Source organism: Uliginosibacterium flavum, assembly GCF_040566545.1.
GTDB lineage: Bacteria > Pseudomonadota > Gammaproteobacteria > Burkholderiales > Rhodocyclaceae > Uliginosibacterium > Uliginosibacterium flavum.
Window position 1 is genome coordinate 1 of record NZ_JBEWZI010000006.1, and the last position, 14,858, is coordinate 14,858.

Annotated in this window: 16 protein-coding genes; 9 read left to right on the top strand and 7 right to left on the bottom strand. The window is 61.4% G+C overall.

Going from position 1 to position 14,858, the window contains the following annotated elements:
- On the bottom strand, window positions 1–356 hold a 356-nt coding region (locus tag ABXR19_RS06865; RefSeq protein ID WP_354600369.1), incomplete at its 3' end, for a hypothetical protein.
- A gap of 261 nt (window positions 357–617) precedes the next feature.
- Between ABXR19_RS06865 and ABXR19_RS06870 the strand changes: the two genes are divergently transcribed.
- A complete protein-coding gene (locus ABXR19_RS06870; protein WP_435594302.1) occupies window positions 618–1,952 on the top strand; it encodes an IS4 family transposase in 1,335 nt (444 codons plus the stop codon).
- Here the strand turns inward: ABXR19_RS06870 and ABXR19_RS06875 are convergent.
- The 3 genes from ABXR19_RS06875 to nifL form a co-directional block, all read right to left on the bottom strand.
- A complete protein-coding gene (locus ABXR19_RS06875; protein ID WP_354600370.1) occupies window positions 1,912–2,478 on the bottom strand; it encodes a DUF5343 domain-containing protein in 567 nt (188 codons plus the stop codon). The two genes, ABXR19_RS06870 and ABXR19_RS06875, sit on opposite strands and share 41 nt — an antisense overlap.
- A 526-nt stretch (window positions 2,479–3,004) precedes the next feature.
- On the bottom strand, window positions 3,005–4,546 hold the full coding sequence (nifA, locus tag ABXR19_RS06880; RefSeq protein WP_354600371.1) for a nif-specific transcriptional activator NifA: 1,542 nt from the start codon (window positions 4,544–4,546) through the stop codon (window positions 3,005–3,007).
- Window positions 4,547–4,642: 96 nt separating this feature from the next.
- A complete protein-coding gene (gene nifL / locus ABXR19_RS06885; RefSeq protein WP_354600372.1) occupies window positions 4,643–6,184 on the bottom strand; it encodes a nitrogen fixation negative regulator NifL in 1,542 nt (513 codons plus the stop codon).
- A 311-nt stretch (window positions 6,185–6,495) separates the two neighbouring features.
- Here nifL and rsxA point away from each other — a divergent pair, with 311 nt between their 5' ends.
- From rsxA to ABXR19_RS06925, 8 genes are all read left to right on the top strand, one after another.
- Window positions 6,496–7,077, top strand: a complete 582-nt coding sequence (gene rsxA, locus ABXR19_RS06890) for an electron transport complex subunit RsxA (protein ID WP_354600373.1) — start codon at window positions 6,496–6,498, stop codon at window positions 7,075–7,077.
- A gap of 10 nt (window positions 7,078–7,087) precedes the next feature.
- The gene (locus tag ABXR19_RS06895; RefSeq protein ID WP_354600374.1) at window positions 7,088–7,615 is read left to right on the top strand and encodes an RnfABCDGE type electron transport complex subunit B; all 528 of its coding nucleotides are present in this window, start codon (window positions 7,088–7,090) and stop codon (window positions 7,613–7,615) included.
- 73 nt (window positions 7,616–7,688) lie between these two features.
- The gene (rsxC, locus tag ABXR19_RS06900) at window positions 7,689–9,206 is read left to right on the top strand and encodes an electron transport complex subunit RsxC (protein WP_354600375.1); all 1,518 of its coding nucleotides are present in this window, start codon (window positions 7,689–7,691) and stop codon (window positions 9,204–9,206) included.
- Window positions 9,203–10,288: an RnfABCDGE type electron transport complex subunit D gene (locus ABXR19_RS06905; RefSeq protein WP_354600376.1), complete on the top strand. Its 1,086-nt coding sequence runs from the start codon at window positions 9,203–9,205 to the stop codon at window positions 10,286–10,288. Before rsxC ends, ABXR19_RS06905 begins: the two co-directional genes overlap by 4 nt.
- Window position 10,289: 1 nt before the next feature.
- Window positions 10,290–10,898, top strand: a complete 609-nt coding sequence (locus ABXR19_RS06910; protein WP_354600377.1) for an RnfABCDGE type electron transport complex subunit G — start codon at window positions 10,290–10,292, stop codon at window positions 10,896–10,898.
- Window positions 10,895–11,587 (top strand): electron transport complex subunit E, encoded by a 693-nt coding sequence (locus tag ABXR19_RS06915; protein ID WP_354600378.1) that lies wholly within the window; start codon window positions 10,895–10,897, stop codon window positions 11,585–11,587. The genes ABXR19_RS06910 and ABXR19_RS06915 overlap by 4 nt, the downstream gene beginning before the upstream one ends.
- 13 nt (window positions 11,588–11,600) lie before the next feature.
- Entirely contained in the window at window positions 11,601–11,882 is a 282-nt protein-coding gene (locus tag ABXR19_RS06920) for an RnfH family protein (protein ID WP_354600379.1), read from the top strand.
- Between the two features lie 207 nt (window positions 11,883–12,089).
- Window positions 12,090–13,004, top strand: coding sequence for a hypothetical protein (locus tag ABXR19_RS06925; RefSeq protein WP_354600380.1), 915 nt, complete (start codon window positions 12,090–12,092; stop codon window positions 13,002–13,004).
- Here ABXR19_RS06925 and ureG read toward each other — a convergent pair whose 3' ends face one another.
- The 3 genes from ureG to ABXR19_RS06940 are packed head-to-tail and all read right to left on the bottom strand — an operon-like array spanning window position 13,005 to window position 14,761.
- Window positions 13,005–13,622: an urease accessory protein UreG gene (ureG, locus tag ABXR19_RS06930; protein WP_354600381.1), complete on the bottom strand. Its 618-nt coding sequence runs from the start codon at window positions 13,620–13,622 to the stop codon at window positions 13,005–13,007.
- Between the two features lie 38 nt (window positions 13,623–13,660).
- Complete coding sequence (locus tag ABXR19_RS06935) at window positions 13,661–14,071, bottom strand: hypothetical protein (RefSeq protein ID WP_354600382.1); 411 nt, start codon at window positions 14,069–14,071, stop codon at window positions 13,661–13,663.
- A gap of 9 nt (window positions 14,072–14,080) precedes the next feature.
- Window positions 14,081–14,761, bottom strand: coding sequence for an urease accessory protein UreF (locus ABXR19_RS06940; protein WP_354600383.1), 681 nt, complete (start codon window positions 14,759–14,761; stop codon window positions 14,081–14,083).
- Window positions 14,762–14,858: the final 97 nt, after the last annotated feature.

Consider the following 14,858-nt stretch of genomic DNA (forward strand, 5'->3'; position numbering starts at 1 on the left):
GCATTTCTACCTGTATGCCATTGATTCTTTGCTTCTGCCGCTTTCCGATCTTCCACTTTCTTTTTCATAGCTAGAGAAGCTCGCTTACTGAACCATTCTTCTTGATCGAGTTCCTCAAGAACCTCACGAACAAACTCTCGCACCACGTTCTCTAAGACAAATAGAAGGCGGTAGCAACGCTGCATGTAGAGCGACCCAGATCGTATTGATTCCGAGACTGGGGCCATGAGATCAATATCACCCCGTTCTTGTGCGTCTCCCATAGGCTCTCGTAGTTGGCCGACTGCTTGCATATCGCGTAGCGCGTGTTTCGTTAGAAGTCCGCGAAACATGAAATCAGACAGGTTTGCTTTCACATTAGCTCCTCGCGCAACGCACGAAATATGGCGCGATATGTATCAACGTTTTGAGTGTCTGGCAAATTAATTTCAAAACGATAGACCAGTCCAATCTGCGACTTGTGCGTATTGATTTGGGGTAATGGCTGGCCTGGGTTGGATGCACGCCATTCCACACAAGTCCTATGACATAAGTTCCAGCTGATTCTGGGGCGCAATACCCCTTGAAATTAGTCTGGTATACCTCGTGCTTGCCCATGCCTTTTGATCAAACAAGGCATGATGATGCGTTACGAGGAAGGCTGGGCAATGGACGAATTTGGCAAGGCGCAGATGGGCGATGCCCGTCTGACTAGGCGGTTGATCAAGTTGGCGGACAGACTGGGTGACGCACCATCGGCGAGCATTCCGGGCGCCTGCAATGGGCACGCGGAAACCCAAGGGGCTTACCGGCTCTTTGACCAGGCGCGTAAGGATAAACGTGCGCTGGGCTGGGAGGCCGTGCTCACGCCGCACATGGCGCGTACCGAGGAGAGGATGGCCGCGCACCCAGTCGTGCTTTGTCTGCAAGACACGACGGAACTGGACTTCAACGGGCAGCAGATCGACGGGCTGGGCCGCCTGTCCTTTGATGCGCAGCGCGGCATGTACTTGCATCCAACCTACGCAGTCACGCCCCAGCGGCTGCCCTTGGGCATTCTGGATAACTGGATGTGGGCCCGGCCGCTGGAGGGCTCGGAGAGCCGGCGCTGGGTCGAGGGTTATGAACGCGTGGCCGAGCGGGCTGGACACATGCCGGACACGCGTCTGGTCTTTGTCGCTGACCGCGAAGCCGACATGCTGGAGCTGATGCAATGCGCCCACGCACTGGGTCACCCGGCGGACTACTTGCTGCGCGCCCAGCACAACCGCTGCTTGCCGCAAGGCGGCAAGCTGTGGCCTGCAACGCTTGAGGCTGCGCCCTTGGGCGAGATCGAATTCACCCTGCCTGCGCGTACTGGCCAACCCGAACGCCTTGTCCGCCAGGCGTTGCATGTCCGCACGCTAGATTTGCCGAACGGCCAAGGTGGCACGATGCCGGTCACCAGCCTGATCGCCCGCGAAGTGGGCGCACCGCCGGGCAGGAAAGCCATCGAATGGCGCCTGCTGACCAACCGGCATGTCGCCACGCTGGAAGCGGCTGCGGAGCTGATCGACTGGTATCGCTGCCGGTGGGAAATCGAAACCCTGTTTCACGTGCTCAAGAACGGTTGCCGTGTTGAGGCACTGCAACTGGGAGACATCAAAAAGCTGGAGCTGGCCTTGGCGCTCTATCTCGTGGTGGCTTGGCGTCTGGCACATCTGACCCGGCTGGCGCGCGTTCATCCCGATCTGCCTGCCGTAGCTGTATTTGATCCTCTCGAATGGCAAGCGGCCTGGCTCGCGGCCGGGAAAGCACCACCCAAAAAACCGCCCACCGTGCGCGAGGTGGTCCGCCGCATCGCCATGCTCGGCGGCTTTCTCGCGCGTAAAGGCGATGGTGAGCCCGGCGTCAAAACGCTCTGGCAGGGCTTTGAAGGCCTCCGCTGCTTCGTCAGAGGCCTTGAGACGATGCGCGCGATTCATGCATTATGAGTTGTGTGGAATGGCATGGGTTGGATGAGGTGGCATCCTCCTGTGTCTCGGACGACGACTTTGTTGACTCGGTTGTCGATGAATCAACTTGATCGACATTAGTCGGTGCTGAGAAGTCTCCGTAAGCTGCTAGTGAGCGAAAGGTAGAAGCAAGCTTTTGAGCAACCGCGTCACCGGCTCCCGTTTTTGTTTTGAACCACCCCTTTAAATGCTCAACTGACTTTGTATTCGCATTTCGATCGGCAGTGAATAAATCATCAAAGGCGACTTTAATTCGGGACGCCAAGACCCGTTTAGCTTTGTTGTGATCCATGAACTCACGGTATGGCGCAAGTGGCCTGCCTGACTCGTCGAGCATTCCCAAATATTTCAGAATTTTTACGGCGCCACGATCATTAGATCCCTTGAAACCCAAATCCCTTAGGAAGTCCAGATGAAATACTTCAGGAGCTCCGGCTCGTTGGATTGCATCGAGAATTCTATGCAGGTTGCTGACTGAAAGCATGTACGGGATATTTGCGTTCAATGGAAATCCTTTTTTTGAAAATCATGAAGTTGCAAAAATAACTAAGTATTTGATCGTCGTTCAAACTGCCGTTTGAGCAATGTTTGTTGGATGGCCAAAGCATACGCCGGCCAGTAGGACTTTCGTCACCTTGTTTAGGTAATTTGCATCAAGCTGCGCACCAATTCACGTTTTCGGGGCACGCCTGCAGAGCCGCATGGGGCGGACCTGTGCGGGCAGGGTGGCCGGAGAAGTCCGCTGGGTGCGGGTCTTCGGGCGATGGTCTGGAGTTTCTCCCTCGCCCCTTGGGGGAGATGGTTGGGGAGAGGGGAGTTGGCGCTGGTGCGCCTTCATGCTTCGACTCCATCCGCTGCGCTTCTTACGCTCAGCACGAACGGAGTTTTTGTGGACGGACGCTTGCCCTCTCCCTTGGCCCCTCTCCCTTGGCCCCTCTCCCTTGGCCCCTCTCCCGCAAGCGGGAGAGGGGAATGGTTTGGGCCGGTGCGGCTTTAACTCAGCACTCAATCCTCAGAACTCAGCACTGATTTCAGAACTGCTTGACCTCAATCCCCAAGGTCAATATCCGGTAAGCAATCTGCCTCGGGGTCATGTTGAGCAGGCGCGCGGCCTTGGCTTGCACCCAGCCGGCTTGCTCCAGCGCGCCGATGACTTTGGTGCGCTCGTCGACGTTGGGATCGTCGAAATCAATGCGGGGGCCGGCGCTGGCGCTGGCGGTGGAGATGGGGCCGCTGTCGCGCTGGCGGTCGATGCGGATCAGGTCGCTGTCGATGTGGCCGCTCTCGGACATGACGGCGGCGCGCTCCAGACAGTTTTCCATTTCGCGGATGTTGCCGGGCCAGGGGTATTGGGTCAGGCGGGTGATGGCGGCTTCGCTCAGATCGAGCGGGCGGCCTTGCATCTGGCCGATGCGGCCCATCAGGTGACGGGCAATTTCGGGCACGTCTTCGAGACGCTCGCGCAGGGCGGGCAATTTGATCGGCATGACGTTGAGGCGGAAGTACAAATCCTCGCGGAATTTGCCTTCGTCGATGGCGTCTTCCAGATCGCGGTGGGTGGCGGCGATGACGCGCACGTCGACCTTGATGGTGCGACCACCGCCGACGCGTTCCAGCTCGCCTTCCTGCAGCACGCGCAGGAGCTTGGCCTGGAAGGCCGGGGAGATCTCACCGATTTCGTCGAGGAAGATGCTGCCGCCATCGGCCATTTCGAAGCGGCCTTTGCGTGAATTGACGGCGCCGGTGAAGGCGCCTTTTTCGTGGCCGAAGAGTTCGGATTCGAGCAGGTTTTCGGGCAGCGAGGCGCAGTTCAAGCGCACGTAGGGGCCGCGCGCGCGCGGCGAGTTGTAGTGGATGGCGTTGGCGATGAGTTCCTTGCCGGTGCCGGTTTCGCCACGGATCAGGACGGTGGTGTTCCACTTGGCGACCATGCGCACTTGTTCAAAGATGCGGCGCATGCCGGCGGAATGGCCGACGATGTTGTCGAAGCCGTGCTGAACGCGCACGGTGCGGCGCAGGGTGTCACGTTCCTCGGCGATGACTTTCTTTTCTTCGGCCACGTCGAGCGAGAGCCGCACGCTCTGGCCGATGAGGTTGGCGACCATTTCGACGAAGCGAGCACGCACGGCGAGCAGGCCGTCGTCGAGCCGGTTCGGCTGCACGGCGAGCACGCCTTCCATGGCGCCGCCGATGTGGATGGGCGCGGCGATGAAGGGCAGGCGGCGCTCGTAGATGCCGAGGCGATTGAGGAAGCGCGGATTGGCGGCGATGGAGGGCAGGGCGACGGTCTTGCGCTCTTCCAGCAAGAGGCCCAGCACGCCTTCGCCAGACTGATAGCGGATCGGCTCGAATTCCTGTGGCTCGATGCCTTGCACGGCATTGACGACCAGATCGCCGCTCTCGGCGTCGAGCACGCTGATCATGCCGCGCGTGAGGCCGGCGGATTCTTCGAGTACGCGCAGCACTTCCTGCGGTGCGGTTTTGGTGTCGAGCGAACGCGAGAGGATGACGCTCACTTGGTAGAGCGCTTCCATCAGCGTGCGGTTCAGGGTGCCTTCGGCGTCGAGAGCCATGATGCTTACCTTTTGCTTCGGTGCTGCGTAACTGTTTCGTAGGTCGGGCTTCAGCCCGACGCTTTCGGGTTCGTGGGTGTCGGGCTGAAGCCCGACCTACATCTGCCCATTTCGTTTGAGTGGTAACACCAACTTCGCTACGCAGCCGCCATACGGCCCTGTGCCCAGTTCGATGCTGCCGTCGTGATCGACCGCCACCTGCTGGGCCGAGGACAGGCCGGTGCCCAGATGCTGGCCCTGACCTTTCTTGGTGCTGAAGAAGGGCTCGAAGGCTTTCAGGCGCAGATCGGGATCGATGCCGGGGCCGCTGTCGGTGACCGTGACCTCGATGCTCTGTTTGTCAGCGCGGGTGCTGATGGCGAGCAGGCGTTGCTGCCAGCCCTTGGTGTTCATGGCTTCGATGGCGTTGTCGACCAAGGCCTTGATCAGCGTGCGCAAGCGGTTCGGATGGCCTTGCAGGGTGGGCAGGACGAGCTGCGGATCCCATTGCACGGAGATGCCGGTGGCGAGAAATTTCTGTGCGGACAGGTCGAGCACGTCGCGCACGGCTTCATTCATATTGACCGGCCCGGTGATCGCGCTGCCCAGCGCTGGCACGGCGGCGCGCAGGGTTTCGAGCGCGTCCTGACCGGCCTTGAGGGCATCCGTCAGCGCAGCCTGGGCGGGATCGCAGCCGCGCCGGCCCATCACGGTGACCACGGAATTGAGGACGTTGAGCGGACCTTCGAGCTGGTACACGGCGGCCGAGAGGCTTTCGCGCAGGGCCTGCTGGCGGTTCTCGTCGGCGAGTACGGCGTGCAGGGCGGCGACGCGGGATTTCTCCTGCTCCATGACCATGCGCGTGACATCGGTGGCGACCAGCAGCAGATAGCTTTCGGCCGCCTCGTCGTAGAAGGCGTCGGTGCTGTCCTTGTCGGCAGCCACCCACACGCCGGAGCAGGCGTAGCAGCGCGGCGTGCGCCAGTGCGGGCGATCCAGGCGGATCTGCTGGTCGAGGAAGGCGTGCGCGCCCGGTTTGAAGGGGCCAAAGCCCGCGCCCAGATTGGCCCGCACGGCCTCGAGCAGCACCGCGGCGGGTTCCTGCATGCGCAGGTCGGCCATCAGCGCCTTGTAGGCGTGGTTATCCAGCAGCACGCGGTCTTCCATGTTGAGCAGGGCCAGCACCAGCGGCGCGCCATCGACGACGGATTCGATCAGCGCCTTCTGGTTGCGCACGGCGCATTCGAGCTTGTGCAGCTCGGTGATGTCGCGGTGCAGGCCGAGGAAGTGCGAGATCTCGCCAGCCTCGTCCAGCACCGGGGTGATGGTCAGGTCGGCCAGATACTTGCCGCCATCCTTGCGGCTATTGACCAGACGCCCGCTCCAGGGCTGCTTGCTGTTGATCTGCTGCCACAGCGCCTTGTAAACGCCGGGCGGAGTGGTGTGGTTCGACAGGATGCTCTGGTTCAGGCCGACGGCATCTTCCGGGCTGAAGCCGGTCTTGCGGGTGAAGGCCGGGTTGACGTATTCGATGTTGGCGCGCGGATCGGTGATCGAGATCGCGATGTCGGCCTGCTCCACGGCGGCGCGATACAGCGCGGCGGGGATGGAGCGCACGGAGCTGCGCGGAGTGGCGGTTTTCTTTTTCGGACTGGGCATGACGGGCCTCGCATGGGATTCAGGCTGCTTCAGACGGGTTAATGCAGCTTCCGTGCCTTCTCGTGCCCGTTCGCGCAGACGATCCGGTTTCCTTGCGCTGGCTCAAACCCTGTCGACGCAATGGGCTTTGTCGTATCCATTCGTCGGCTTGTTGCATCCCCTACAAGCCGCGCGCAGCTTGCCTCCCCGGCCTGCATGCCTGCAGATGCCCGCAAATGGCGGCTGCGCAAGGCATGCACGCACCGGATCGGTGCTGCGCCCAAAACTTGGCACGGATTCTGCGAAAGGGGAGCCAGGAGGTTGTACCCGACATGAGTGAATACCTGATCCTGCTGGTGACCACGGCGCTGGTGAATAACGTGCTGATGGCGAAATTTCTGGGCCTGTGTCCGTTCATGGGCGTGTCCAAAAACATCGATAGCGCACTGGGCATGGGCTTGGCGACGACTTTCGTGATCACGGTGGCCTCCGGCGCGGGCTGGATGATCGACCACTTTCTGCTCGCCCCACTGGGGCTGGAATACCTGCGCATCCTGACCTTCATCGTGGTGATCGCCGCGACGGTGCAGTTCGTCGAGGCGGTGGTGAAGAAGTCGGTGCCGGGGCTGTATCGCGCGCTGGGCATCTACCTGCCGCTGATCACGACCAACTGTGCGGTGCTGGGCGTGGCCCTGCTCAACGTGCAGGAAGGCAACAGTTTCGTGAAGAGCCTGGTGTATGGCTTCGGCTCATCGATGGGCTTCACCCTGGTGATGGTGATGTTTGCCGGGCTGCGCGAGCGTCTGGTGCTGGTCAAGGTGCCGGCTGCGTTTGACGGCGTGCCGATCACCTTCGTGCTGGCGTCCTTGCTGTCGCTGGCCTTCATGGGTTTTGCCGGCCTGAACTTCAATTAAGGAGATCGCGATGATTGCAGCCATTCTGAGTTTGACCGCGCTGGGCCTGATTCTCGGTCTGGGCCTGGGTTACGCGGCGAAAGTCTTTGCGGTGGAGGGCAACAGCCTAGTCTCCGAGCTGGTCGAGATGATGCCCGGCACCAACTGTGGTCAATGCGGTCTGGCTGGTTGCGGCGCGGCGGCGGAGGCGGTGGTGGAAGGCAACGCCGCAGCGACGGTTTGCCCCGGCGGCGGTGTGGCGCTGGCCCAGGCGATTGCGGCCAAGCTGGGGATCACCTTGTCGCTTGATGGTGTGGCGGACAAAGGCCCGATGGTGGCCGAGGTGGCGGAAGAGATCTGCATCGGTTGCGGCAAGTGCATGAAGCATTGCGCGACGGATGCCATTGTCGGCGCAGCGAAACAGATTCATGGCGTGCTGCATGAGGCCTGTACGGGTTGTGGCGGCTGCATGGATGACTGCCCGACGGGCGCGATCATCTTGCGTCCGCTGCCGCAGACGCTGCGTGACTGGAACTGGAGCAAACCAGCCCTGGCTTGAAACGATTGTCGGGTTTGGCCTGTCGCTAAACCGACCTGTGAAATGCCGGCGCTGGCCGCCTGAGGAGAAGAATATGGGTATGCTTGAAATGCTGAACGGAGCGCGCTGGGGCGTGCATCCGCATGACGATCACAAACGCCCGGCGGCCGATGTGCCGCTGCGCGTGATGAGCCTGCCGGCAAAGCTGTGTGTGCCATTGCTGCAGCACGTAGGTGCGCCGGCCAAGCCGCTGGTGGCGGTGGGTGACCGGGTGCTGCGCGGCGAGTTGATTGCCAGCGCGCAGGGCAATGTATCGGCACCGGTGCATGCGCCCAGTTCCGGCATTGTCACGGCGATTGGCGAAGTCACTGCGCCACATCCTTCCGGCCTGCCGTTTGCAGCGATCACGATTACGCTGGATGGCAAGGACGAAGCGATTCCGCTGATCGAAGTGGCCGACCCTTTCAGCCTGGAACCCGCCGAGGTGTCGCAGCGCATCGCCGATGCCGGCATTGTCGGCCTGGGCGGCGCGACTTTTCCGTCGGCGCCGAAAGCACAACTGGGCCGCAAGCTGGCCGTACAGACGCTGGTGATCAATGGCGGCGAATGCGAACCGTATCTGTCCAGCGATGACAGCGTGATGCGCGAACGTGCCGACGATGTGATCGACGGCGTGCGCATCCTGATGCATGCCACCGGCGCGCCGCAGGCCTTGGTCGGTATCGAAGACAACAAGCCGGAGGCGATTGCCGCGATGCGCAAGGCCGCCGCGCCGTTTGCCACGATCAAGATCTGCCCGGTGCCGGCGCGCTACCCGATGGGTTCTGACCGTCAGCTGGTGCAGGTGCTGACCGGCAAGGAAGTGCCCTCCGGCGCGCGTACCGCCAGTGTTGGCGTACTGGTCAATAACGTCAGCACCTGTGCGGCGATTCATCGCGCCGTGCGTCTGGGGGAGCCGCTGACCCAGCGCATCGTGACCGTGAATGGCGGTGCGGTGGCAATGCCGGGCAATGTGTTGGTGCCGATCGGCACGCTGGTGGAAGACTTGCTGGCTTTCGTCGGCCTGAAGGAAACCCCGGCGCGCCTGGTAATGGGCGGGCCGATGATGGGCGCCGCTCTGCCGCATGCGCAGGTGCCGACGGTGAAGGGCTGCGGCGGCATTCTGGCGCTGACCGCCGCCGAGATTACGGTGGAAGAGCCGTCGCCGTGCATCCGCTGCGGATCGTGCGTGAAGGCCTGCCCGATGGGCCTGGTGCCGCTGGAAATGGCGGCCCACATCAACGCCGGTGATTACGACAAGGCCGATGCGCTGGCGCTGGACGATTGCCTGGCCTGCGGCTGCTGTGCCTATGTGTGCCCCTCGCATATTCCGCTGGTGCAATCCTTTTCGCATGCCAAGGGCGAAATCTGGAAGCGCGCGCAGAAGAAAAAACGCAACGAATTTACCAAGGGTCTGGCGCAGGCGCGTGTCGAGCGTCTGGAGCGCGAAGCGCGCGAACGCGCCGAGGTTGCGGCCAAGCGCAAGGCCGCGCGGGCGGCGCAACTCGCGGCCGAGGCGGCTGCAGCGGCTGCGGCAATCGAAGCAACAGGTTCACAGGAGAGCTCGATATGAATACATCCATTTCCTCTGCTTTGCCCGCCGTCGCAGCTTCGCCGCACGCACAGGCACAGGGCAGCATCACTGCCGTGATGGCCAAGGTGATGTTGGCGCTGGCCCCGGCCACGCTGTGCGGCTTCTGGTTCTTCGGTTTGCCGGCGCTGAGCTTGTGGATCGTCACCATCGCGGCGGCGCTGGCGGGTGAAGCCATCTGTTTGCGCCTGATGAACAAGCCGGTGAACAGCACGCTGTTTGATGGCTCGGCCATCCTCACCGGCTGGCTGCTGGCGATGTCGCTGCCACCCTGGGCGCCCTGGTGGATTGGCGTGCTCGGTGGGTTGTTCGCTACGGTCATCGGCAAGCAGGTGTTCGGTGGTGTAGGGCAGAATCTTTTCAACCCGGCAATGATCGCGCGGGTAGCCTTGCTGGTGTCCTTCCCGGTGCAGATGACGGCCTGGGTGATGCCGATGACGGCGGCCCATGCGCCCGGCCTGCTGGATGCGCTGCAGGTGACCTTCGGCGGCGGCGCGATTCCGGACGCGATGTCCAGTGCCTCCTTGCTGGGTCAGGCCAAGAGCGAGTTGTCGCGCGGTGTGAATCTGCTGCATGTATTTGCCAACGGTTTGCCCACCTCGTTCAGTGGTGCACGCCCCGGCAGCATGGGCGAAACCGCCGTGCTGCTGATTGCGGCCGGTGGCGTAGCGATGATGCTGATGCGCATCATCACCTGGCATATCCCGCTCGCCATGCTGGCGGCGATTGCCGTGCCGGCGGCGATTGCACATGGCATCAATCCGGCGCGCTACCTGGATGCGGGCACGCATGTGCTGTCCGGTGCGGCAATGCTGGGCGCCTTCTTCATTGCGACGGACTACGTCTCTTCGCCCACCTCGCGTGCCGGGCAGATCGTGTTCGGCCTCGGCTGCGGTTTCCTGACCTGGGTGATCCGCAGCTACGGCGGTTATCCGGAAGGTGTGGCCTTTGCGGTGCTGCTGATGAATGCGCTGACCCCGGCGATTGACCGCCTGGTGAAGCCACGCGTGTATGGCCGCGATTTCAAGGGCCTACCGATTGTTTTGAAGAGCGGGGGGAAGTGACATGGAACTCGCGATTCTGCGGGACAAGATCGGCTATCACGGCGTTTCGCTGGCGCTGGCCACGGTGCTGACCGGCGCGGCGCTGATGCTGGCCAACCACCTGACCCTGCCGGCGATTGCTCAGGCGGCAGAAGATGACCTGAAGGCCTCGCTGGTACAGGTGCTGCCGGAAGGCATGGCGGACAACAACCTGCTGGCCGACACGGTGAGCATCGACGGTCTTGGCGGCAAGCCGGTGACGGTGTATCGCGGGCGCAAGGCCGGCGTTTACTCGGCGGCGGTTTTCCAGCACCGCGCGCGCGGCTATGCCGGGGATATCGTGATTCTCGTTGGCCTGAATGCCGAAGGCGTGGTGCAGGGTGTGCGCGTCCTCAAGCACGCTGAAACGCCGGGTCTGGGTGACAAGATCGAGGTGGCCAAATCGCCTTGGGTGCACGCTTTCGAAGGCAAGGCGCTGGGCACTGCGCGTTGGGGGGTGAAAAAAGATGGCGGCGAGTTCGATCAGTTCGCTGGTGCCACCATCACGCCGCGCACCGTGGTCAAGACGGTGAAGGAAGCGCTGGAATTCTACGCAGCGCATCGTACTGAAATTGCAGGAGAGAAACCATGAATTGCGAATCGGTGACAACGGGCAAGCTGTTTCGTGACGGGCTGTGGGACCAGAACGTGGTCTTCGCCCAGTTGCTGGCGATGTGCCCGGCGATGGCGGTGACGACCTCCGGCACCAATGGATTGGGCATGGGTCTGGCGACCACGGCGGTGCTGGTGGTGTCGAACATGTTGATCTCGGCGATCCGCAATCTGGTCAGCGATCAGGTGCGCATCCCGATCTTCGTGGTGGTGATTGCCACGCTGGTGACCCTCGTGGATATGTCGCTGAACGCCTGGCTGCATGACTTGCACAAAGTATTGGGCTTGTTCATCGCCCTGATTGTCGTGAACTGCGCAATTCTTGGCCGGGCCGAGGCGTTTGCTTTCAAGAATGGCGTTAAGGCATCGGCCATTGACGGGCTGGCGATGGGCCTGGGCTTCACGCTGGCCTTGACGATCATGGGTCTGGTGCGCGAACTGATCGGCGCGGGCACACTGTTTGCACAAGCCAGTCTGTTGCTCGGGCCGAGTTTTTCATTCCTCGAAGTGAAAGTGATCCCGAATTACTCCGGCGTGCTGATGATGATCCTGCCGCCGGGGGGCTTTCTGGTGCTGGGCATGTTGCTGGTCGTAAAGCGCATGGTCGATCAGCGTCTGGCCAAGCGTGGCTGTGCGACGCCGGATGCGGCCGCACATTGCAGTGTCTGAGAGGGAGAGCGAAATGAAAGTTGCCGTTGCCTACACCGAACCCGCTGGCCAGACCTGGCTTAACATTGACGTGGCCGATGACGCCAGCGTGCAGGACGCGATCCACAAGAGCGGCATCCTCGCGCTCTATCCGCATATCGATCTGAACGCCCAGCGTGTCGGCGTATTCGGCAAGGCGGTGAAGCTGGAAGCTGCGCTGCGCGCAGGCGACCGTGTCGAGATCTATCGCCCGATCAGCTGCGATCCGCTGACCGTGCCGCGCCGGCCGGGCTTTGAGCTGGATCTGGATGAGTAGGCGGATAAGTAGCCGCAGGGTCGCGCTTGAGTCCGGGAGTGTTAAATCAATGCAAACCGTCCATGCGGGAACGAGAATCTTGTAATTAGCTGCTAGATTGAGGGAGCCGGTTGTCGGACGCACGCAGATTGGAGCTGCTGCGCGTCGACTCCGTACCGCCCGGGCTGCTTGCCCGGGTGCCGAAATGACCTTCGGAGCCCCAGATTGATGACGCACCTGAGATCGCTGTTGTCCTGCCTGCTAATTGCAGGGCTCGCCCATGCAGGCTTGGCGCAAGCTGAAGACGTGATTCTCCTGCAGGGAACAGACCCGGCCAAGGGCACTGTCTCGGATTTCAAGATCACCGTTGTCGATGAGGCGCTCAAACGCACAGAAAAACGTTATGGCCCTTATCGCTATGTGCAGGGGACGTTGAGTTCGACGCGCGAGCGCATGCTGCAGGAATTGCTGCTCGGGGAAATTCAGAACATAGCCATGGTTGCCACCCAGCCCGCCTGGGAGGAGAAGCTCATTACGATCCGGATTCCGATCGACATGGGCTTATCGGGTTTGCGCATTGCGCTGATCCGCAGTGATGCACAGGCCAGATTGGCTGCCGTGCGCACGGTGGAGGATCTGAAGGCCTTGCGCATGAGCGTCGGTGCCGGCTGGGCTTCGCGCAAGGTGGCCGAAATGGGCGGTTTTTCGATTGCCCCCGCTGAGAACTACGAGGCAAGTCTGAAAATGCTGCTGCGCGAGCGCACGGACTACTTCCCGCGCAGCTTGAATGAAGCCTTTTCTGAATACGATACTTGGCATGAAAAGGCCCCGGAGCTGGCCATTGAAAAGACTCTGCTGCTGAATCTGCCGCTGCCAACCTATGTCTTTATTTCGCCCAAGGCGCCACGTCTGGCTCAACGCATCGAAGAAGGCATGGAGTCGATGGTGCGCGATGGTAGTCTGCGCAAGCTGATGCTTCAGTTCAATGCAGAGGTCATCGCGCGTGCCGACTTGTGTTCGCGTCGCATCATCGAGATCGAAAATCCGATGCTTTCATCGCAGACCCCCTTGAGCCGCAAGGAGCTGTGGTTCAATCCCAGAGACCCGAAAACGGGGATCTGCCGCAGCGGCAAGCGCCGCTGATCAGACCGCGTGCAGCATGCCCTGCGTTTCGATGAAGGCAATGATCTCGGCCAGCCCTTGACCGGTCTTCTGATTGCTGAAGACGAAGGGTTTGCTGCCGCGCATCTTCTTCGAGTCGCGATCCATCACCTCCAGCGAGGCGCCGACCATCGGCGCCAGATCGATCTTGTTGATCACCAGCAGATCGCTCTTCATGATCCCCGGCCCGCCCTTGCGCGGAATCTTGTCGCCGGCCGACACGTCGATTACATACAAGGTCAAATCCGACAGCTCGGGCGAGAAGGTCGCCGCCAGATTGTCACCACCACTTTCCACAAAAATGATTTCCAGCCCCGGGAAGCGCTGATTCAGGCGGTCGATCGCCTCTAGATTGATCGAAGCATCTTCGCGGATCGCCGTGTGCGGGCAGCCGCCGGTTTCCACGCCCAGAATGCGCTCGGCCGGCAGGGCTTCATTACGCACCAGAAACTGCGCGTCCTCCGCCGTGTAGATGTCGTTGGTCACGACCGCGATGTTGTACTTGTCGCGCAGGGCGATGCACAGGGCTAGGGTCAGGGCCGTCTTGCCGGAGCCGACGGGCCCGCCGATGCCGATGCGCAGGGGTTGGGATTGGGTCATTTTTGGTCAGGTCAGTCGTAGTTAGTGAAGTGCTGCGTTTACGTACTCAATAAGCTTTCTGGTTCATCTGACCAGACTTCCGCCTGCTCCCCGAATTTGCTTTCTAGGGCATTTCGAACAAGCGCCGGATAGCCAAACCAGTACTGCCTTTTGATGGCATTTTTGGTGTGTTCTGCTCCAAACCACTCGCAATAGTATTTTTGCTCCACGCTTGAAAGAGGGCTTCTGTCGTCGGTGAGCAGTGCGCGTCGGTACTTGGTCAAGAGACGTTTTAGCTGCCCGCGTGTCGTGATTTCGAAGCGAGCAAGTTCTGGAAGCAATTCCTCAAAGAGTGTTATGTCGGAGACGTAGTCATTTCTCTTCGGGAAAATTCTGCGCATGATGCTGCGAATGTTCGGTCCGGTGAGCGGCTGATCCTGCAATATTTTTCTCGCAGATGGCGCGTGCATGGTCATCCTTCAGGAACGAAAAAGTCGGGTGTATTGGATTTCGTGCTGACAGCTCGCCAGCGTCATGCCGGGGGTGAAGTTTTCCCAGTCTTGTTCATCGGCGCGGCGCTGGGCTTCGGTCGCCAGCGCGGGCAGGTCTTCGGCCAGTGCCACGAGCATGCGCTGGCCGGCGGTCTGGCCCAGAGGTACGAGCTTCACAGCGGCCATGACCTGATTCTCCAGCCAGGCCCACAGGTAGGCGGTGGCGGCTTCCAGTTCATCAATCTGCCAGTGCGCGGCCGCTGCGGCCCAAGGCGTGGGGAAGGCAATTTCGCGCAGATCAAGCAAAGCGGTTTTGCTGGTTCCGGGCGTGTCTGGCAGGTCGCGCAGTAGGCGCGCCAGCGAATAGCCCATCTGCAGGGTTTCGGCGCGCAGTTCGGCGGTTTCGCGGGTGGAGATGAACTCGGCATTCAGACGGGCAACTTCGGCAGTGTCGCCGGCCTTCCAGGCGCGCAGCAGGGCGATCAGGGCCGGTGCCTCGCAGCGGGCCAAGGCGAAGTGCAGGGCGTCGTGAATCCAGAGTTGGGCGGCGGCTTCGGTCGTGACCGCGCCGGATTCGACAGCCCATTCCAGACCTTGCGAATAGGAGAAGGCGCCGACGGGCAGGGCCGGGCTGGCCAGATGCAGCAGGCGCACGAGTTGCAGGTTCATGCCGCAAGGCCTGTCTGGAGAGCCGCATGCAGTAATCCTCTACAGGTAGGTGCTGTGGATAGGTTTACTGGACGGACTTGTTCAGCATGGTTGCCTG

Coding starts and splice junctions, on each gene's coding strand:
- ABXR19_RS06870 (WP_435594302.1), top strand. CDS start 618: ATGATGATGCGTTACGAGGAAGGCTGGGCAATGGACGAATTTGGCAAG.
- nifA (WP_354600371.1), bottom strand. CDS start 4,546: ATGGCTCTCGACGCCGAAGGCACCCTGAACCGCACGCTGATGGAAGCG.
- nifL (WP_354600372.1), bottom strand. CDS start 6,184: ATGCCCAGTCCGAAAAAGAAAACCGCCACTCCGCGCAGCTCCGTGCGC.
- rsxA (WP_354600373.1), top strand. CDS start 6,496: ATGAGTGAATACCTGATCCTGCTGGTGACCACGGCGCTGGTGAATAAC.
- ABXR19_RS06895 (WP_354600374.1), top strand. CDS start 7,088: ATGATTGCAGCCATTCTGAGTTTGACCGCGCTGGGCCTGATTCTCGGT.
- rsxC (WP_354600375.1), top strand. CDS start 7,689: ATGGGTATGCTTGAAATGCTGAACGGAGCGCGCTGGGGCGTGCATCCG.
- ABXR19_RS06905 (WP_354600376.1), top strand. CDS start 9,203: ATGAATACATCCATTTCCTCTGCTTTGCCCGCCGTCGCAGCTTCGCCG.
- ABXR19_RS06910 (WP_354600377.1), top strand. CDS start 10,290: ATGGAACTCGCGATTCTGCGGGACAAGATCGGCTATCACGGCGTTTCG.
- ABXR19_RS06915 (WP_354600378.1), top strand. CDS start 10,895: ATGAATTGCGAATCGGTGACAACGGGCAAGCTGTTTCGTGACGGGCTG.
- ABXR19_RS06920 (WP_354600379.1), top strand. CDS start 11,601: ATGAAAGTTGCCGTTGCCTACACCGAACCCGCTGGCCAGACCTGGCTT.
- ABXR19_RS06925 (WP_354600380.1), top strand. CDS start 12,090: ATGACGCACCTGAGATCGCTGTTGTCCTGCCTGCTAATTGCAGGGCTC.
- ureG (WP_354600381.1), bottom strand. CDS start 13,622: ATGACCCAATCCCAACCCCTGCGCATCGGCATCGGCGGGCCCGTCGGC.
- ABXR19_RS06935 (WP_354600382.1), bottom strand. CDS start 14,071: ATGCACGCGCCATCTGCGAGAAAAATATTGCAGGATCAGCCGCTCACC.
- ABXR19_RS06940 (WP_354600383.1), bottom strand. CDS start 14,761: ATGAACCTGCAACTCGTGCGCCTGCTGCATCTGGCCAGCCCGGCCCTG.